19 protein-coding genes are annotated in these 18915 nt (G+C 36.2%); 4 read left to right on the forward strand and 15 right to left on the reverse strand.

Going from position 1 to position 18915, the window contains the following annotated elements; genetic code table 11:
* Nucleotide 1: 1 nt before the first annotated feature.
* Genes I5168_RS01245 through mraZ form a run of 11 tightly spaced genes read right to left on the reverse strand, consistent with a single transcriptional unit; the run spans nt 2 to nt 12046 of the window.
* Nucleotides 2-721: a cell division protein FtsQ/DivIB gene (locus I5168_RS01245; protein WP_431472213.1), complete on the reverse strand. Its 720-nt coding sequence runs from the start codon at nt 719-721 to the stop codon at nt 2-4.
* Nucleotides 709-2061: a UDP-N-acetylmuramate--L-alanine ligase gene (gene murC, locus I5168_RS01250; RefSeq protein ID WP_431472214.1), complete on the reverse strand. Its 1353-nt coding sequence runs from the start codon at nt 2059-2061 to the stop codon at nt 709-711. Before murC ends, I5168_RS01245 begins: the two co-directional genes overlap by 13 nt.
* Nucleotides 2054-3142 carry an undecaprenyldiphospho-muramoylpentapeptide beta-N-acetylglucosaminyltransferase gene (gene murG / locus I5168_RS01255; RefSeq protein ID WP_431472215.1) on the reverse strand — a complete coding sequence of 363 codons (1089 nt, stop codon included), beginning with the start codon at nt 3140-3142 and terminating at the stop codon, nt 2054-2056. The genes murC and murG overlap by 8 nt, the downstream gene beginning before the upstream one ends.
* The gene (locus I5168_RS01260; RefSeq protein WP_431472773.1) at nt 3129-4334 is read right to left on the reverse strand and encodes an FtsW/RodA/SpoVE family cell cycle protein; all 1206 of its coding nucleotides are present in this window, start codon (nt 4332-4334) and stop codon (nt 3129-3131) included. Before I5168_RS01260 ends, murG begins: the two co-directional genes overlap by 14 nt.
* On the reverse strand, nt 4334-5692 hold the full coding sequence (murD, locus tag I5168_RS01265) for a UDP-N-acetylmuramoyl-L-alanine--D-glutamate ligase (protein ID WP_431472216.1): 1359 nt from the start codon (nt 5690-5692) through the stop codon (nt 4334-4336). Before murD ends, I5168_RS01260 begins: the two co-directional genes overlap by 1 nt.
* Complete coding sequence (gene mraY, locus I5168_RS01270) at nt 5692-6924, reverse strand: phospho-N-acetylmuramoyl-pentapeptide-transferase (RefSeq protein ID WP_042279912.1); 1233 nt, start codon at nt 6922-6924, stop codon at nt 5692-5694. Before mraY ends, murD begins: the two co-directional genes overlap by 1 nt.
* A 1-nt stretch (nt 6925) precedes the next feature.
* Nucleotides 6926-8392 carry a UDP-N-acetylmuramoyl-L-alanyl-D-glutamate--2,6-diaminopimelate ligase gene (locus tag I5168_RS01275; RefSeq protein WP_431472217.1) on the reverse strand — a complete coding sequence of 489 codons (1467 nt, stop codon included), beginning with the start codon at nt 8390-8392 and terminating at the stop codon, nt 6926-6928.
* The gene (locus I5168_RS01280; protein ID WP_431472218.1) at nt 8389-10368 is read right to left on the reverse strand and encodes a penicillin-binding protein; all 1980 of its coding nucleotides are present in this window, start codon (nt 10366-10368) and stop codon (nt 8389-8391) included. Before I5168_RS01280 ends, I5168_RS01275 begins: the two co-directional genes overlap by 4 nt.
* Nucleotides 10352-10684 carry an FtsL-like putative cell division protein gene (locus tag I5168_RS01285; protein WP_042279917.1) on the reverse strand — a complete coding sequence of 111 codons (333 nt, stop codon included), beginning with the start codon at nt 10682-10684 and terminating at the stop codon, nt 10352-10354. The genes I5168_RS01280 and I5168_RS01285 overlap by 17 nt, the downstream gene beginning before the upstream one ends.
* Before the next feature lie 2 nt (nt 10685-10686).
* The gene (gene rsmH, locus I5168_RS01290; protein ID WP_105018347.1) at nt 10687-11601 is read right to left on the reverse strand and encodes a 16S rRNA (cytosine(1402)-N(4))-methyltransferase RsmH; all 915 of its coding nucleotides are present in this window, start codon (nt 11599-11601) and stop codon (nt 10687-10689) included.
* A complete protein-coding gene (gene mraZ / locus I5168_RS01295) occupies nt 11579-12046 on the reverse strand; it encodes a division/cell wall cluster transcriptional repressor MraZ (RefSeq protein WP_060524998.1) in 468 nt (155 codons plus the stop codon). The genes rsmH and mraZ overlap by 23 nt, the downstream gene beginning before the upstream one ends.
* Before the next feature lie 298 nt (nt 12047-12344).
* On the opposite strand from mraZ, the gene I5168_RS01300 reads away from it, so the two are divergent.
* Together I5168_RS01300 and yihA are read left to right on the forward strand one after the other, a co-directional pair.
* The gene (locus I5168_RS01300) at nt 12345-13109 is read left to right on the forward strand and encodes an alpha/beta fold hydrolase (protein WP_042279921.1); all 765 of its coding nucleotides are present in this window, start codon (nt 12345-12347) and stop codon (nt 13107-13109) included.
* Between the two features lie 47 nt (nt 13110-13156).
* On the forward strand, nt 13157-13756 hold the full coding sequence (gene yihA, locus I5168_RS01305; RefSeq protein WP_042279923.1) for a ribosome biogenesis GTP-binding protein YihA/YsxC: 600 nt from the start codon (nt 13157-13159) through the stop codon (nt 13754-13756).
* Between the two features lie 31 nt (nt 13757-13787).
* Here the strand turns inward: yihA and I5168_RS01310 are convergent, their stop codons facing one another.
* The 3 genes from I5168_RS01310 to I5168_RS01320 are packed head-to-tail and all read right to left on the reverse strand — an operon-like array spanning nt 13788 to nt 15353.
* Nucleotides 13788-14006, reverse strand: a complete 219-nt coding sequence (locus I5168_RS01310) for a DUF3820 family protein (RefSeq protein WP_431472219.1) — start codon at nt 14004-14006, stop codon at nt 13788-13790.
* Nucleotides 14007-14037: 31 nt separating this feature from the next.
* Nucleotides 14038-14373: a gliding motility protein GldC gene (gldC, locus tag I5168_RS01315; RefSeq protein WP_042279927.1), complete on the reverse strand. Its 336-nt coding sequence runs from the start codon at nt 14371-14373 to the stop codon at nt 14038-14040.
* 2 nt (nt 14374-14375) lie between these two features.
* Nucleotides 14376-15353 (reverse strand): gliding motility lipoprotein GldB, encoded by a 978-nt coding sequence (locus I5168_RS01320; protein WP_431472220.1) that lies wholly within the window; start codon nt 15351-15353, stop codon nt 14376-14378.
* 54 nt (nt 15354-15407) lie between these two features.
* Between I5168_RS01320 and nadE the strand changes: the two genes are divergently transcribed.
* Both nadE and I5168_RS01330 read left to right on the forward strand, forming a co-directional pair.
* Nucleotides 15408-16199, forward strand: a complete 792-nt coding sequence (gene nadE / locus I5168_RS01325) for an NAD(+) synthase (RefSeq protein WP_431472221.1) — start codon at nt 15408-15410, stop codon at nt 16197-16199.
* A gap of 101 nt (nt 16200-16300) precedes the next feature.
* Entirely contained in the window at nt 16301-16924 is a 624-nt protein-coding gene (locus I5168_RS01330) for a response regulator (protein WP_105018344.1), read from the forward strand.
* Here I5168_RS01330 and dnaG read toward each other — a convergent pair.
* The gene (gene dnaG, locus I5168_RS01335) at nt 16921-18903 is read right to left on the reverse strand and encodes a DNA primase (protein WP_431472222.1); all 1983 of its coding nucleotides are present in this window, start codon (nt 18901-18903) and stop codon (nt 16921-16923) included. The genes I5168_RS01330 and dnaG overlap by 4 nt on opposite strands.
* Nucleotides 18904-18915 lie beyond the last annotated feature (12 nt).

Genomic DNA, 18915 nt, shown 5'->3' on the forward strand with positions numbered 1-18915 from the left:
TTTATTTTATAACAACCACCTGATTATTAAATCTTAGGTCAACAGTATTTATACTTTCTAGCGTTTTATCTTTTTCAGCCTTGGCTATAAAGGCTTTATAATTAATGAACTTATGCTCTAGTTTATCAATTTTACCCAGGTTTATTTTATGCTTCATTGCCCTAGGTTTCAACTTTACATTTCCTTTATTTAGTTCAATTGCTGCAATAACCTTTTGTAACCACTTATCTTTTCTTATAAAGGAAACTAATTCAAAAACATCATTTTGAAAGTCACTTTCATATCCAAAAATTACAGGCACACGTACTGCATATTCATCAGACAATGGCATCCATTTATTATCCTCGTCTAGATATCCAGACTTCTTTCCAATGATGCGCGCTATAGGCACTCGTTGTTCAATTACTGCGTTTATTTCACCATCAATTGACATGGAAACCTCAGCCTTTCTAATCATTGAGTTTTTATCAAGACGCTTTTCACTCTCTTGTAAAGCTAGTTTTTCTATCGTGAGATAATCTATACTGTCCTGATTTTGTATCAACAATTTATTAACGTTTTCTTCAGAAATTAAAGGGCTACTATAATCTGTAAATGTGATGGTTACATCCTTTATCTCCCTATTTTTATGCCTCACAGCCCCAAAAGCATATAAACTGAAAACCAGCACAATAGCCACAACCAATAAGATCGCATTTATGTAAGGTTTTATTTTACCCATTTTGCTGCTATTTTTTTGATTTCAACTCCTATATCTCCTGCTCCTAGCATACAGATTATTCTTTTATTACTTCTATGTAACTCGTTTTCTAACTGATCCTTTGTTACCATACTTGTTATCCCAGAGGTTATTTTCTCAATCCTGTTTTGAAGAGATTGAGATGTTATACCGGGAATAGGAAGTTCTCTTGCCGGATAAATATCCAACAAGTATACCTGATCAAACTGCGCCAAACTGCGCGCAAAATCATCCATAAAGTCTTTGGTACGAGAATACAAATGCGGTTGAAAAACCACTAGTTTTTCCTCATCCGGATATAATTCACTTACCGCTTGAAAAACAGCATTTATCTCTGTAGGATGATGGGCATAATCATCTATTAACACTAGCTCATTACTATTTAATCTGTATGTAAAGCGCCTGTCAACTCCAGGGAAAGTGCCAAGCGCTTTTATTAATTTTTCTGGTTGCACTCCATACTCTAACGCCATTGACATAGCAAGAGTAGCATTTGACAGGTTGTGCTTACCAGGTAAATTCCATTTTATATTCTTGAAAAGTTGATTAGGTGTTTTGAAATCAAAATAATAAGATTCATCTTGAATTCTATAATTCAAGATTTGATAATCTCCATTGTTGAATCCCACTTTTTTACCTGGTAACGAAACCACTTCAGTAGTCAATAAATTTCCTTGTGGAACTAATGCGGCAAAGTCTTCAAAGGTTTTTTCAAACTCCTCAACATCTCCATATATATCAAGATGATCTGCATCCATAGCTGTAACACCAGCAATTTCAGGCTGCAAGTTCATAAAGCTTCGGTCAAATTCATCAGCCTCTACGACCATTACCTCATTTCCAGTGTGGATATAATTAGTATTATACTTTTCAATTATGCCACCACAAAAAGCAGTCATAGGAACTCCACTTTCATAAAGCAGGTGTGTAAGAATTGCACTTGTTGTAGTTTTTCCATGAGTCCCTGCTACTGCTAGACATGTCATGGTTTTAGATATTTGCCCGAGTAGTTGCGCTCGTTTAAGTATGGTTATTCCGCTTTCGCGAAAGCGAACTAATTCTCCAAAATCTACTGGTATCGCAGGTGTATAAATCACTTGCGCATTATTGATATCCTTATACTGTGCTGGGATGCTATCATAGTCATCTTGATAATGGATATTAATCCCTTCACTGACTAATTGCTCTGTAAGCGCTGATGGCGTTTTATCGTAACCAGCAACATTTTTACCTGCTTGTTTAAGGTAGCGCGCTAGTGCACTCATCCCTATACCACCAATACCGATGAAATAACAATGTGATATGTGATCTAGATTACTCATTCAACAACTGTTCGATTTCATTTACAATATGACTAGTAGCTTGGGGCAAGGCTAGCTTCTTAATATTTTTACTTAAGGTTTCTTGTTTTTGAAAATCCTGTATAAGCCCTTTCCAAAGGGTCATGAAATTTTGCTCCAGATCAGATTCCTTAATCATCACAGCAGCATTTTCTTGAACAATAGCTTGTGCATTTTTCGTTTGATGATCTTCAGCAACGTGCGGAGAAGGAATAAAAATGACCGGTTTACCTACTATACAAAGTTCTGATATGGTGCCTGCTCCAGATCGTGAAATAATAAAATCTGCCGCAGCATATGCAAGATCCATTCTTTCCAAGAATGCTTTTACTTGCAGTTGTTTTTGCTCTTTAGCCTTGTAGGTTGTATAATAAAACTTACCGCATTGCCAGATAATTTGAACATCCTTGAGCAATTGTGCGCTGTTTTCTTCTATAAGTTGATTTATACGCCTAGCACCAAGACTACCTCCTAAAACTAATAAGGTTTTTTTATTTTCATCTAAACCAAAAAACTCTATGGCTTGTTGTTTTTTACTGGTAATATCCAATAAATCTTGTCTAACTGGGTTGCCAGTCATAACCATTTTATCTTTAGGAAAAAAACGCTCTAGACCTTTACTCGCTACACAAATGCGTTTAACTTTTTTTGATAGTAGTTTATTGGTTATTCCTGGAAAAGAATTTTGTTCTTGAATTAGCGTAGGAATTCCTTTTTGATTTGCCTTAAACAACAAGGGACCACTAGCATAACCACCTGTACCTATTGCGATATCTGGTTTAAAATTATTTATGATGCGACCAGCATCTATTAAGCTTTTTACAACCTTAAATGGGAATGCAATGTTTTTAAGACTTAGACTGCGCTGCAATCCACTTATCCACAATCCTTTTATAGGAAACCCGGCTGCTGGAACTTTTTCCATTTCCATGCGATCACGTGCTCCTACAAAAAGTATTTCACAATCTGGCCATCTTCTCTTGCATTCATTTGCAATAGATATAGCTGGATAAATATGACCACCGGTACCACCGCCTGATATGATAATTCTATATGGTTTCACTTAATACATCTAAAGGGTTCATATCTTCCTCTTTGGTTTCTTCAAGAGGTTCTTTTACATCTTTACTTGCACTCACACTCAATACTATTCCCATAGCTAGGCAACTCATTAATATTGACGTTCCACCACTACTTATAAACGGAAGAGTTTGACCTGTTACAGGCATCAAATTAACGGCAACGGCCATATTAATACAGGCTTGAAAAATTATTGGAAAGCCAACACCTATCACCACCAATCGACCAAAAATATCCTTTGCTTTTTTAGTGATTACAACCAGCCTAAATAGAATTAATAAATACATAATCACAATACCAAAAGCACCAATAAAACCGAATTCCTCGATAATAATTGCATAGATAAAATCACTACTTGACTGAGGTAAAAAAGGTCTCAACATACTTTTCCCTGGACCAACTCCTGGTATGCCACCTTCAGAAATGGCTGCAAGTGCACGTTCTGTTTGGTAATTAGTATCGGCCGTTCCAGAACCACTAAAATTCTCGATACGCGAGATCCAAGTGTCTACACGGTTTGGAAAAAGATCTGGAAAAGCTTTGGCGGTTAGAATAAAAAGAGAAAGCGACACAATTCCCACACCTATAATACCTAGTAAGTATTTCCAGGGATATCCTCCAATGAAACACAGTGCCAGCACCATAATGAATATAAGTGCGGTAGTAGAGAAATTAGATGGTAACACAAACAACAAAGTGAGTCCAACTGGTAACCACAATGGCAGTAAACTTTGTTTAAATGTAATAGTCTTGTGAGCTATGTTTGAAAGGTACTTTGCAACATATACCATAAGAATAACAAATACCAAGGTGCTAGTTTGCAACTGCATTCCAATACCTGGAATTGTAATCCACCTAGAAGCATTTGCACCACCCATGGTTGTTCCTTGTAATGCAGTTATTACTAATAAAACTATAGCAGGATATATAAGTAATACACTTAATCCATTAAACAATCTATATGGAGTTTTATGAACTGCCCACATGGCTATTAATCCCATTATGATATGTCCAAGATGGCGTATAAGGAAACGACTGGTATCACCAGTTCCCTTTCCTAGATAGGCCAAATTTGCACTAGCGCTATAGACCGGAATAATAGAAAACACCAGTAATGCCACTATGAGCGACCAAAGAAACAGATCTCCTGATATGTATCTACTTAATTTCAATATTATAAGTTTCTAACTGCTGCTTTAAATTGTCTTCCTCTGTCCTCGTAGTTTTCAAATAAATCAAAGCTGGCACAAGCTGGACTTAACAATACATTATCACCTGCTTTGGCCAATCTATAAGCTACTCGAACAGCATCTTCCATGGATGATGTTTCAACTACTGTATCAACACATTTTGCAAAGTTTTCTATGATTTTGCCATTGTCAATTCCTAAGCAAACAATCGCCTTTACTTTACGATTTACTAACTCATACAAATCGCTGTAATTATTTCCTTTATCAACTCCACCTACAATCCAAACTGTAGGATGCTCCATACTGTCTAACGCAAAATAAGTTGCATTTACATTGGTAGCTTTACTATCATTGATATATTGAACTTTATTGATTTTAAGAACATTTTCTAATCGATGCTCTACACCTTTAAAAGACTGTAGGCTTTGACGTATAGTCTCCTTTCTTATTTTCAAAAGTGTTGCCGCGGTGGCAGCTGCCATAGTATTGGCAGTGTTGTGTTTTCCTTTTAATGCTAGTTCCTGTATAGGCATGGTGAAAAGGGTGTTGTTAAGGGTTATAATAATTTGATTATCTTTTATAAAAGCTCCATTCTTCAGTTCCTGAGTCATAGAGAACGGCACTAACTGTGCTTTTATATCTTTATTTTTTAAAGCCTGGGTTATTGCTTGGTCATCGGCGTTGTAGATGAAGTAATCGCTAGCTTTTTGTGATTGAGCAATTCTCATCTTACTATCTATATAGTTTTCAAACTGGTAATCGTAACGATCTAAATGATCAGGTGTAATATTGAGTAGTATGGCGATGTGTGGTGCAAACTCATAACAACCATCTAATTGGAAACTACTTACCTCTAACAAGCGATGATTAGCTGGTTTTTGAGCAACTTGCAAGGCATAGCTCTCACCGATATTGCCACCGGTTGTTGCATTTACCTGTGCAGTTTCTAGCAAATAGCTCATTATGGAAGTTGTCGTAGTTTTTCCATTACTACCTGTAATAGCAATTACAGGAACTTCTAGTTCTTCTCTAAAAGCAAATTCAATTTCAGAAATGATTTCTATACCTGCTTGTTTTAATTGTTTAATCAAGTCAATGTGATCAGGTATTCCTGGACTTTTAATTATCACATCTGCCTCGATTAATTTTTCTAGTGTATGAGCACCTGATTCATAAGATATGCCGTATTCATTTAACGCTTTCGCGAAAGCGTCATTCACAACAGCTCTATCGCTTAAAAACACATCATAGCCACGACTAGCAGCAAGAACAGCAGCTCCTAAACCACTGACTCCACCACCAAGCACTACCACTTTCTTTGATATGTTAGTTTCACTATTCATTAACGAACCTTAAGTGTTACAATACTGATGATGGCTAGTAAAATTCCTACTACCCAAAACCTAACTACTATTTTACTCTCATGAATTCCTCTTTTTTGATAATGATGGTGCAATGGTGACATAAGAAATATTCTACGACCTTCTCCGTATTTTTTCTTTGTGTATTTGAACCAACTTACCTGCATCATTACAGATAAATTTTCCATAAGAAAAACACCACATAAAATAGGAATGAGCAATTCTTTACGAGTTGCAATAGCCAGAACAGCTATGATTCCACCTATAGTTAAGCTACCTGTGTCTCCCATAAAAACTTGGGCTGGATAGGTGTTGTACCATAAAAATCCTACAAGCGCACCTGCAAAAGCAGTTATAAATACCACCATCTCACCAGAGTTGGGTATATACATGACATTTAAGTAATCTGAAAATATAATATTCCCAGATATCCATGCAAATAAAGCTAGGGTAATTACGGCGATAGCACTTGTACCTGCGGCTAATCCATCAATACCGTCAGTAAGGTTTGCACCATTAGACACAGCGGTTACAATTACAACGACTATAGGGATAAAAATGAGCCACGCCCATGAGGCTAGGTCATCATCAATCCACGTGATCAATTCACTATAATCTAGTTCATTGTTTTTAGTAAAAGGTATCGTTGTTTTAGTGGATTTTTTTGCTGCTTCAAATTGAATAGGAATATTACCTTCCACTCTTTGCTGGGTATACTTTTCAGTCTTTAATTCTTCTTTTATGGTTATCCCTGGATGAAAATACATGATGGCACCTACAATAATTCCTAACCCTACTTGACCGACTACTTTAAATTTACCTTTTAAACCACCTTTGTCTTTCTTGAAAACCTTGATATAATCATCTGCAAATCCAATCATTCCCATCCAAAGCGTGGTAATGATTAAAAGAACTACATAGATGTTATCAAGTTGGCACAATAACAGAACCGGGATCAGAGTCGCTAATATTATGATTATTCCACCCATGGTAGGTGTACCTGCCTTTTGCGCTTGACCTTGTAAGCCTAGATCGCGAACTGTTTCACCTACTTGTTGATTACGTAAATAGTTGATTATACGCTTTCCATATATAGTTGAGAAACCTAGAGACATCATGAATGCTATCGCCGCCCTAAATGTGATAAACTCAAACAGCGATGCTCCAGGCAATTGAAATTGTTCTTCCAGGTATTTGAATAAATAGTAAAGCATATTATTTATTGAGTTTATTTAATAATGATGCAATAATTTCTCTATCATCAAAATCATTACGTACTCCGTTAATTTCTTGATATGTTTCATGACCTTTACCTGCAATCAAAATAATGTCATTAGGTTGAGCCATGACCGCAGCTGTTTTAATAGCCTGTTTACGATCTACAACTGTTACGGTTTTTTTAAAATCTTGAGGTTCAACACCAGCTTCAATATCATCTAGAATAGCTTGTGGATCTTCTGTTCTAGGATTATCACTAGTAAAAATCACTTTATCACTTAATGATGCTGCAATCATTCCCATCTTAGGTCTCTTAGTAGCGTCTCTATCTCCACCGCAGCCAACTACTGTTATAAGCGTTTCATTTTTAGTACGGATCGCATTAATGGTTTCAATTACATTTTTAAGTGCATCTGGGGTGTGTGCGTAATCCACAATCGCAGTGATTTTATCTTCAGCTGTTGTGAAATACTGAAATCTTCCAGAAACTCCTTCTAATTGTGAAATTTTTTCCAGAGCCTCAATAGGTTCTAGACCTAGCTCAACAGCACAACCATATATTGCTGCAATATTATAGGCATTAAATTGACCTATCATTTTACACCAAACTTCTTGGTCGTTAATTTTAAGCAACAAGCCACCAAATTGATTTTCTATAATGTGCGCTCGATAGTCTGTAAAAGATTTTAAAGCGTATCCTCTTTTTACAGCCTTGGTATTTTGAAGCATTACATCACCATTCTTGTCATCTTTATTTGTAAGAGCAAATGCAGATGCTGGCAATTCATCAAAGAATCTTTTTTTAACATCTCGGTATTCAGCAAATGTTTTATGGTAATCTAAATGATCATGTGATAGATTTGTGAAAATGCCACCTGCAAAATGCAATCCAGTAGTGCGCTCTTGATGTATACCATGACTACTCACCTCCATGAAACAATAATCCACTCCTGCATCTCTCATTTCTGCTAAATAATGATTGATAGTCAAAGGATCAGGAGTTGTATGAGTGGCCTTATATTCTGTGGTGTCTACGAGTATATGTACAGTTGATATCAATCCAGATTTAAAACCGCAAGATTTAAACAAGCGATATAATAAACTAGTACATGTTGTCTTTCCATTAGTTCCAGTAATACCTACAAGTTTTAGATCTTTAGAAGGATTACCGTAAAAATTTGCTGCCATAAAGGCCAAAGCCTTTTTGGTGTTAGGCACTTGAATGTAAGTAACATTTTCTATTTGATCTTCTGGTAGTTTTTCAACTACCACAGCAGTAGCACCTAGTTCAATGGCATTTTTAATAAATTTATGTCCATCAATTGCAACACCTGTAACAGCCACAAATACAGAATTCAATTCCACTTTCCTAGAATCGAAAACAATAGACTGCACTTTTTTATCGGTAGAACCAACGACAGATTCAATATTTACTTTGTATAATATTTCTTTAAGTAACATCATAACGTTAGTACTACTTTTTCTCCATTTTTAATAATTTGCCCTGGCGCCTTACTTTGATTAGATACAATTCCAGCTTCTCCCTTCACTTCAACATAGGCTCCCATATTTTCCAAAATCACTACAGCGTCCATTACTTCCATACCTTTGAGGTTAGGCACCTTTTTTTGAACAGATTGTAACTTGGAATAAAACACCTCATCAGACTTTTCTACTTCTTCTGATGCAATTTGTGGTAATTGAATCTCGTCTTTAATAGGACTGTTTGCGTAAATTTTATGAGCGATTTTTTTAAAAACCGGACCAGCAACTATATTTCCATAATAACCTTTCTTAACGTTGGGTTTATGAATCACAACTATGCAGCTATATTTAGGCTCGTCAGCCGGGAAATATCCAGCAAACGATGCAATATAATTACCTGGCTTTATCCAATATTCTGCTTGACAGGTTCCTGTTTTACCTGCCATGGAAAAATTAGGTGAATACAGATTATCTGCAGTTCCACGTCTAACTACATTTTCCATCATCACCTTTACCTTATCAATGGTTTCTTGTGAACAAATCGACGGGTTAATTATCTCCTTATCAAATTTTTCAACAAGTCGATCTTTAGAACGAACTTCTCTAATCAATCTAGGCTTAACCATTACTCCATCATTTGCAACGGCGTTGTAAAAAGTTAATGTTTGCAATGGAGTCAATTCCACACCATAACCGAATCCCATCCATGGTAAAGAAAGACCGTTCCATCCTTGATCATCTGGGTGAGGAATTAATGGCGACCCTTCACCTACTATAGGTAAACCAATCTTATTACCTAAATTCATTTCATAAAGTCTATCTACATAATCACTAGGATTAGATTTATAGTTATCGTAAATCATTTGAACTAGCGCTGTATTGGAAGAAACCTCAAATGCTTTAGCTACATTTATTTTTCCATATCCACCATACTTAGAATCTCTTACATTTCTACCATAGTAAGAAATCTTACCACCTTTAGTGTCAAAAACGGTACTTGTATCAACCACTTTATCTTCCAGGGCGGCAATAACACTCATTAATTTGAATGTAGAACCAGGCTCATGCGCTTCCCAAACGGCATAATTTCTTTTCTCATAATATTTACCGCTTTTTGCCCTTCCTAAATTTGTGAGCGCTTTAATTTCACCAGTTGCAACTTCCATTACTACTGCAGTACCATGATCTGCTTCATAGTATTCTAATTGCTCAAGTAAAGCGTGATGTGCAACATCCTGCATGTTGACATCAATAGTAGTATAGACATCGTATCCATCAACTGGCTCTACCTCGTTAGCTCCATTTACAGGCTTCCATTGACTTTTTGCAATTTTTTGCTTTAATCTTACACCATCGCTACCTCTTAAATAAGGAGCAAAAGCACCTTCCAATCCTACAGGAGCTCGACCAGGTTTATCATAACCCACAATACGTTCGGCCATTTTACCTATAGGATGATCACGCACTACGCGCTGCTCAACAATCACCCCACCTTTATACGGCCCTTTTTCAAATAAAGGAAAATTGATTACTTCTTTATAATCTCCGTAGTCTAAATTCTTGGCTATAAGAATGTATCTATTTTTATTTGCCCTAGCTTTTCTAAGCTTATTAAGGAAATAACTTTTTGGCTTATTTAGCTTTCGCGAAAGCGAATCACTCAACTTACCGACGTTCTCATTAAAATCTTTTTCACTAGGAGTAACAGCATCAAATCTTATATCAAACTTACTGATAGAAGTTGCTAGTAATTGCCCATTTGAATCATACAAATTACCTCTATTTGCTGGTATCGTATCATTTTTAAAGATGCGCTTCTCAGTAAGCGCACGGTATTTTCTCCCTTCAGCTACTTGAACATGAAGAATTTTAGCAAGAATCCCTATTCCTACCAGTAATAAAATACCAGCAGCGATATAAGCTCTATTAAGAATACCCTTATCCGTTGTTGCCATCTACTGGTAGTTTTATTTTAATTTTTTGTGGTGGCTCTTGCGCTGGAGCAATACCCGATTCTTTCAACCTTTTTGCCACTTCACTTTCCATTTGCATAAACATGAGTTTATTCTCTAAATCATAAAACTCACTGCGCAATTCATTCACCTCGTCATTTAACTTACTTAATCGATGAACTTTTTTCTCAAATGAATGACCCGTGTATATCATAATTAAAGCCAGTAATGCCATAAACAATATGAAGCGCCAATTTTTTGCCGCTCCTTCTTGAGTAAGAAAATCACCTTTTAATATTTTATGAAATCTAGACGCCATAACTACACGTTTGCGATTTTTTCTGCAATACGCAATTTTGCACTACGTGCACGATTATTTTCTTCTATTTGAGCAGCAGTAGGCACTATTAGTTTTCCAACTTTTTTAAATGGTACCTCGGCACGACCAAAAACATCTTTTTCTGGCTCTCCTTCAAACAAGCCATTACGCATAAATCTTTTAACCGGTCTATCTTCTAAGGAATGGTAAGAGATCACACTTAATCGTCCTCCAATTTTCAGCACCTCTTTTGCCTGGATCAAAAAATCATACAACACTTCCATCTCACGATTAACCTCTATCCTAATAGCCTGAAAAACCTGAGCCAGCAACTTGTTTTCCATACGCGCTGGTACTAGCGGCTTACAAATACGTTTTAAATCTCCTACTGTTTCTATAGGTTGCAGGGCACGCTCTTGCACTATTCGACGTACTAATTTTGGAGCTATTCGCAATTCACCGTACTCTTTAAAAATGCGTAACAAATCAGACTCATCATATTGATTCACTACATGAACAGCATCCACTTCACTCTCCTGATTCATTCGCATGTCCAAACGAGCGTCAAATCGAATGGAAAAACCACGATCAGCCTCGTCGAACTGGTGAGAGCTAACTCCTAAATCTGCCAAAACACCATCTACCTGCGACACACCATGAAGTTTTAAAAAACGCTTCATAAAACTAAAGTTGGACTGAATCAAAGTAAACCTCGGGTCATCTATTTCATTTTGAATAGCATCGGAATCCTGATCAAATGCATACAAGCGTCCGTCATCACCCAATCGTTTCAAGATCTCGCGTGAGTGACCACCACCACCAAACGTAACATCAACATAAATACCATCTGGCTTAATATTGAGTCCATCTATTGATTCTTCTAATAGAACTGATTTATGATATTGATTCTCCTGCATCACTTCCCATTACTTCTTCTGCGAGATCTGCAAAATCATCAGTAGCATCATCTATTGCTTCCTCATACTTTTGCTTATCCCATATTTCTATAATATTAATCGCACTAGACACGGTTACATCTTTTGTAATCCCAGCTACTGAAATCAAATCACGCGGTATTAACAAACGACCGTTAGAATCAACCTCAACCGTTTTAACACCAGCCGTAAAACGACGTATAAAGTCATTGTTTTTTTTATTAAAACGATTAAGCTTATTCATGCGACCCATCAATTCATTCCATTCTTTCATAGGGTAAAGCTCTAAACAAGGTTGAAAAACAGCTCGCTTTATCACAAAGCCTTCTTGCATGATAGGCGCAAGCTGCTTTTTGATAGCTGCTGGCATCATGAAACGGCCTTTGGAGTCGGCTTTACAATCGTATGTCCCTATAAAATTTATCAATGGTTCATCCTCATTTTGAGGTATTCTAATCAAATATATAAATCTTTTTACCACTTTTTACCACTTTTTACCACATTGTTGATAACTAAGCTCTTTTTTGAATAACTTGAGGACTTATGAACAATTTGAAATTCTACTTAGTGCTAATGATAGAGTGTTATGAAGTGCGCTTTCGCGAAAGCGAATTCCTCATAAAAAAAGTGGGAGATTCCATTCATTTTTGACTTCAAATCGCTGTGCTGTTTAATTGTCTTTTTACTATAAGATTATAAGTTATATTTGCGACAGACAGTTTTTTATGACGAGGAAGACAATCAAGGACGGAAAATTCGAATATTACAGCGCAGGAGAAGGAACACCTATCATCATACTTCACGGTCTGATGGGTGGTTTAAGTAATTTTGAAGGTGTTATCGATCATTTTCCAAAGGAAGGCTATCAAGTTGTAGTTCCTTCTTTACCACTATATACAATGCCGCTAATTAAAACTAGCGTAGGAACTTTTGCCAAGTTCATCAAGAAATTCATAGACCACATGGGATGGAAGGAAGTTATTCTTCTAGGAAATTCTCTAGGTGGTCACATAGGTCTTGTTACCACAAAATTATATCCAGAAGTAGTTAAAGCACTTATAATAACTGGTAGTTCTGGATTATATGAAAGCGCCATGGGCGAAAGCTACCCTAAACGTGGTGATTACGAATACATTAAGAAGAAAAGTGAAGATGTATTCTATGATCCTGCAGTAGCTACAAAGGAAATTGTGGACGAGGTTTTTGCTACGGTAAATGATCGTAATAAGTTGATTAAAACACTGGCCATTGCCAAAAGTGCAATCAGACATAACATGGCCAAAGATTTACCTAAAATGAACACTCCTACTTGTATCATTTGGGGTAGACAAGATAATGTTACACCACCTGAAGTGGCAGATGAATTTCATGAAAAACTGCCAGATAGTGACTTATTTTGGATTGATAAATGTGGCCACGCTGCCATGATGGAACACCCAGAGGAGTTTAATACCATACTGGATAAATGGTTAAAAGATAGAGGTTACTAACCTTTATTTGAATTTATCATCCTAGTACTAATACCTAGCTTTACATTATGAAAATTAACAGTGCCAAGTTTGTTGTTTCCAATCAAGATGTGAAGAAATGCCCGTCCAATCATTTTCCAGAATACGCTTTTATTGGAAGGTCTAATGTAGGTAAGTCTTCATTAATTAACATGTTGACCAACCATAAGAACCTTGCCAAAACATCTGGTAAACCAGGGAAAACACAGCTTATAAATCACTTTTTAATTAATAATGAATGGTACCTTGTAGATTTACCAGGTTACGGATACGCTCGTGTTTCTAAAACTCAAAAAGCTAAATTTCAAAAATTCATTACCCGATATTTTGAACAGCGCAAGCAACTTATTTGCGGTTTTGTTCTGGTAGATATTCGACATGATCCACAACCTATAGATACTGAATTCATGGAATGGCTAGGTAGCAATGGTGTGCCATTTGCCATTGTATTTACCAAAGCAGATAAACTCAAACCCAAAGCAATTGAAAAACAGGTCAATGATTACAAAGAAGCCTTATTGCAAACTACTTGGGAAGAAATGCCTCCTTATTTTATAACTAGTGCCTCAAAAGGTATTGGTAAGGAAGAACTTTTGGGATATATTGACGAAATAAATAAGTCTCTATAAATATACTTATTCCTAATTGTGTGGCCTGTTCTTACTTGTTACGTAACTGTTTTAGGATGATTTCTAGACCGTTTATTTTAAGCTCATAAACTGATTGCATATAAACACCTAGCTTACCTTGTGGCCAACCATTTCGTTTGAACCAAACAAAGTAAGCCTCTGGCAAATCACTCAAAAAGCTACCTTTGAATTTACCAAACGGCATTTTATAATGAGCTAGCTCTAGAAGCTGTTTTTTGTCAGGATTCAAGAATAATTCTTTATTGAAAAATTAAAGGTTTTTATTTTTTAAGATTTAATTTTTCGGCAAAATAATCGCAAAAGTCTAGCATGGTATCGCGCATTTTTTCATCATTTGTAGCACGATGATAAGTATCGGCCATACTTACTAGTGTTTGATGAAAAAACACACGCATTTCATCTACAGGCATGTCTTTAGTCCACAAATCGATTCTAAAACTCTCCTGCTGTGCACTATCCCACATGCTTACCATCATGGCTTTAGCATCGGCAGCATCAACACCACCATCTGGTGCGCTCCATCTTATTTTTTCTGGAACTCTATTTTCATCCAGTTCAATTCCTATTCTTATTTGTGATCTGTGATTCTTTGACATAATTATTGTTGTACAGGTTTATACTGTGAATTATTAAATATGGTTTCGGCTGGCAATGATACAAGTGTACTAGGATCAATCTCATTATTTTCCATGTAACTTGCTACTATTTTATATCCTATATATCTAGCGATTCCACCAGGTGTACTCGAGTCTATATCTAAATAAAATTTTGAAAATGGTGCTGGTTGTATGAATCTAGATTGAAGTTCAGGATTAGTACTATATAACAAATTTTGATCTATAAAGTAACGCCATACTTCTAATTCATTTTCCTTAGTAAATTCATATTCCTCCTTAGAGTATTTAAGAATCAGGTGATCCGGTTGGTCTGGCGTAAATAAACTTTGAAGGTAATGCAACTTACCATGATAGATTATGGATTCTAAAAAACGGCGATCGTTACCAGGTTCAACAAACAACTTTGCTATTGCGTGGGCTACATCGGCCTTTATATTTTCTTTATTAAAGTGTTGGCTTTGGTAGCTGTTCATCCCTGCATACAACTCGTTATCCTTGCCTAGATAAGTGTCGATTGAAATAAGTAAATCTTCTTGAAATGGAACTACTTGCATGCGGTAGTCTACTTCAGAAATTATAGTGGTAATAGGCGTAGCTTGATATTCTGGAAAATAATATTTCACATGTTTCATTACATCAACAACCTCTTCCTTCAGTTCCTTATAATCAAAACTTGCTTTTTCCACTTCTGCCTCAAGTATTGAGTAAATAGTATCGCGACCTTGCATTTTTTCATACCAAATGGAGTCTGGCAAATGTGATGGAAATAGATAAGGATATTTTGCTTTTAATTGAGATAGATCCGTAGTATCAGCATTCTTAAACTCTTTATGAAAAGTCCTCAACTCTACATTTATAGGGATTTGTGAAATTTCCTTCTCAATTTTCGACTCAGAATTACATGAGGATAACGCTTTCGCGAAAGCGAGAACTACCAATATTTTAAATAGATATTTCATACCCTTATAACTGAGAAACAATTTGATTATTTTTAGACTCGCAAAAATACGATTATGAATGTAGAAAAAGTGACTGATCACATAGTAAAATGGTTAAAGGATTATGCTACTAATGCAGGAATTAAAGGGTATGTTGTAGGAGTGAGTGGCGGCATTGATAGCGCAGTCACATCAACCTTGTGCGCCATGACAGGTCTAGAAGTTCTTTGTGTAGAAATGCCTATTCATCAACATATGGATCACGTTACTAGAGCGCAGGAACATATTGAGCAATTAAAGAATCGGTTTTCTAATGTAAGTGATGTGCGTAGTGATCTTACACCCGTGTTTGATACATTCATTAATCAAATGCCAGATATAGAGGATAGTGCACTTGTAGATTTAACGAGAGGAAATACCAGAGCCCGATTACGCATGACCACTTTGTATTATCATGGTGGCGTTAATGGACTATTGGTCGCAGGAACGGGTAACAAGGTTGAAGACTTTGGTGTAGGATTTTACACCAAGTATGGTGATGGTGGAGTTGACGTGAGTCCAATTGCCGATTTACTTAAAAGCGAAGTTTATGCCGTAGGAAAATATGTAAATGTTCCAGAAAGCATCATGAAAGCCGCACCTAGTGATGGCCTTTATGGCGCAGAGCGTACTGATGAGGATCAAATAGGAGCTAGTTATGATGAACTGGAATGGGCAATGAAGCAAATTAAGGAAGGAAAAACTACCACTGATTTTACAGGAAGAGAGCAAGAAGTCTTACAAATTTATCTGGATTTTAATCGTAGGAATCAACACAAGATGAATCCAATCCCAGTGTGCGTCATTCCCGACGAACTACTTGAATAACAGATTACAAGAAATTTACGTAAGGGCATACTCACAAATAAATCACAGTTTATACTGAGTAAACATTTTATCTTTGTAAAACCTCTGAAAACTTACAAAGAATGAACGTATTTTTAGCTGATCACCATCCTGTATTTAGACGTGGACTAAAGTCTTTAATGAAAGACGTTAAAGAATACACCGTTAAAGGAAAGGCGGAAAGCGGAAAAGATTTATTAGAAAACGTTAAAGCTGCCAAAGCTGATATTGTACTGTTAGAAATTGATTTACCAGAAAGTAAAGGTATAGGAGAGGTTCGAGATTTAAGAGCACAATTTCCAAACATTAAAGTACTTGTGGTAAGTTGTCATCCCGAGGAAATGTACGCTGCAAGTGCTATTAAAGCAGGAGCCAATGGTTATATCTCTAAGGTAAAATCAAGTAAGGAAATAAAAAAGGCAATCGCCAAGGTTGCTAGAGGCGAGCAATACTTATCTGAAGAGATTCTTACTTCATTAAACAGTGGAAGAAAAAATGGAGTAATGAAATTCAAAAAACTTTCTAAAAGAGAAATTGAAGTTTTAAATTTACTTTCTAAAGGACTTAGAAATAAGGATGTTGCCAAGGAGCTTAACATAAATGAGAAAACAGTGAGTACCTACAAAAATCGTTTGCTTAAAAAGCTTAAAGCAACCAGCATTGCCGATCTTATTCACCAAGCTAGAATCATGCAACTAGCTAATTAAATCACACGATTTAAACGATTTCCTATATACTTGTGAAGCTTGTTATATTCCATAACCTCTTCAAGCGCTGAAGCGTTATCGGAAGTAGGGTCTGGCGAGATGGAGTTATACAACGCCTTGATTTTTTCTTCTATCATCAATCTTCTTAAATTAAGTATGGTATCAAGAACGTGTGGCGCGATCGTATCCTCTTTTGTTTTTACAAAAATTTGATGTTCATCCCATTTATGTAATTGGTACTTATCATCATCCATTACAAGATCTGCTACCATTTGAGCTTCTTCATCAGACAACTCGGTCATAATGGTATTAACGTCAATGCGACCTTCTAAAAGTAGAATATCAATTAGTTTTGGATAAAGATGTTTAAACGCTGGATTTGAAAATTCCATTTCATCACTCTGCAGCTCCATATATACCTTTTCATACACCACATTTTCAACAGAGATTTTTTCAGTTTCTAGTTCACCGTCTTCACTTTCTTGAAAATATTCATCGTTAAAAACCACCGTGCGATCACCATACAGTAGTAAAGCTTTTATAAGAGCTTGTTCCAGTATCTCTCTTCTATTGACTGAAAGACTAGGACTTTGTTTATCAGAGACTTTTTGAAGTGTTTGTTGCTGTTGTTCTCTTATTTGTTTTTTACGTTCTTCTTTAACACTTGCATTTCGATTTTGTGCTAAAGAAGAGAATAATACATCTTCACCAATTTCTAAAATTGCAGCACTTTCTCTAACATAAATTTCTCTTGATATTGCATCGGGAATTTTGCTAATACTGGAAACAATATCACGAATCATTTCTGCCTTCTTTATAGGATCACCTGCAGCTTCCTTTTTTAATAAGTTAGATTTAAATCTTATAAAGTCAACGGCATTTGAATCTAAAAACTCTTGAATTTCCTGAGTAGTATGTTTTTTTGCGAAGCTGTCCGGATCTTCTCCTTCTGGAAAAGTGCAAACTCGCACATTCATACCAGCTTCAAGAATGAGATCTGTTCCTCTTATTGCTGCCCTTAATCCAGCTGCATCGCCATCATATAAGACGGTAATATTTTTGGTTAATCGCTGTATTAATCTAATTTGCTCCTTAGTAAGTGCAGTTCCTGAACTAGAAACTACATTTTTAATACCAGCTTGATACAATTGAATTACATCGGTATACCCTTCAACCAGGTAACAAACATCTTCTTTGGCAATGGTTTGTTTAGCCTCATAGATTCCATAAAGCACTTTGGATTTATCGTAGATAGGGCTTTGAGGAGAATTTAAATACTTGGCAGCTTTTTTATCATTCACTAGAATTCTACCACCAAATCCCAACACGCGACCAGACATGCTGCGTATAGGAAACATGACTCTACCTTTAAAGCGATCAAATTTCTTTTGCTCACCGCCGTTAATCGACTCCTTAACTATGGTCAAACCGGTTTTTTCTAAAAATTCAAGTTTATAACCTGCTTTAATAGCTGCATCGGTAAAGGCACTCCAAACATCTGGATTGTAGCCTAATTTAAAATAATTTATAGTATCATCGGTAAAACCTCGTTCTTTGAAATAACTGTATGCTATCGCACGCCCATCTTCCGTTTTAAGTTGCTTTTCAAACCATTCACTCGCAAATTTTGAAACAAGAAACATGGATTCTTTTTCATCCTGAACTTGTTTTTCTTCATCAGTTTGTTGAGTTTCTTCTATTTCAATTCCATATTTTTTGGCCAGCCATTTAATAGCTTCAGGAAAAGTAAAGTGTTCATGCTCCATGAGAAAGGTAACCACGTTACCACCTTTACCGCTACTAAAATCTTTCCATATTTGTTTAACTGGCGACACCATAAAGCTAGGTGTGCGCTCCTCTGAAAATGGACTTAGTCCTTTAAAGTTGGAGCCTGATTTTTTAAGTTGTACAAAATCTCCAATCACCTCTTCTACTCTAGCGGTGTCAAATACGGCATCTACTGTGGTTCTTGCAATCAACTTCGAATAAAT

Source organism: Nonlabens sp. SCSIO 43208 (genome assembly GCF_050703575.1).
In the GTDB taxonomy this organism is placed as follows: Bacteria; Bacteroidota; Bacteroidia; order Flavobacteriales; family Flavobacteriaceae; genus Nonlabens; species Nonlabens tegetincola.

Excerpts from the sequence above, each read along its gene's own strand:
- I5168_RS01245 (WP_431472213.1), bottom strand. The coding sequence starts at position 721 with ATGGGTAAAATAAAACCTTACATAAATGCGATCTTATTGGTTGTGGCT.
- murC (WP_431472214.1), bottom strand. The coding sequence starts at position 2,061 with ATGAGTAATCTAGATCACATATCACATTGTTATTTCATCGGTATTGGT.
- murD (WP_431472216.1), bottom strand. The coding sequence starts at position 5,692 with ATGAATAGTGAAACTAACATATCAAAGAAAGTGGTAGTGCTTGGTGGT.
- mraY (WP_042279912.1), bottom strand. The coding sequence starts at position 6,924 with ATGCTTTACTATTTATTCAAATACCTGGAAGAACAATTTCAATTGCCT.
- I5168_RS01275 (WP_431472217.1), bottom strand. The coding sequence starts at position 8,392 with ATGATGTTACTTAAAGAAATATTATACAAAGTAAATATTGAATCTGTC.
- I5168_RS01280 (WP_431472218.1), bottom strand. The coding sequence starts at position 10,368 with ATGGCAACAACGGATAAGGGTATTCTTAATAGAGCTTATATCGCTGCT.
- I5168_RS01285 (WP_042279917.1), bottom strand. The coding sequence starts at position 10,684 with ATGGCGTCTAGATTTCATAAAATATTAAAAGGTGATTTTCTTACTCAA.
- rsmH (WP_105018347.1), bottom strand. The coding sequence starts at position 11,601 with ATGCAGGAGAATCAATATCATAAATCAGTTCTATTAGAAGAATCAATA.
- I5168_RS01300 (WP_042279921.1), top strand. The coding sequence starts at position 12,345 with ATGACGAGGAAGACAATCAAGGACGGAAAATTCGAATATTACAGCGCA.
- yihA (WP_042279923.1), top strand. The coding sequence starts at position 13,157 with ATGAAAATTAACAGTGCCAAGTTTGTTGTTTCCAATCAAGATGTGAAG.
- gldC (WP_042279927.1), bottom strand. The coding sequence starts at position 14,373 with ATGTCAAAGAATCACAGATCACAAATAAGAATAGGAATTGAACTGGAT.
- I5168_RS01320 (WP_431472220.1), bottom strand. The coding sequence starts at position 15,353 with ATGAAATATCTATTTAAAATATTGGTAGTTCTCGCTTTCGCGAAAGCG.
- nadE (WP_431472221.1), top strand. The coding sequence starts at position 15,408 with ATGAATGTAGAAAAAGTGACTGATCACATAGTAAAATGGTTAAAGGAT.
- I5168_RS01330 (WP_105018344.1), top strand. The coding sequence starts at position 16,301 with ATGAACGTATTTTTAGCTGATCACCATCCTGTATTTAGACGTGGACTA.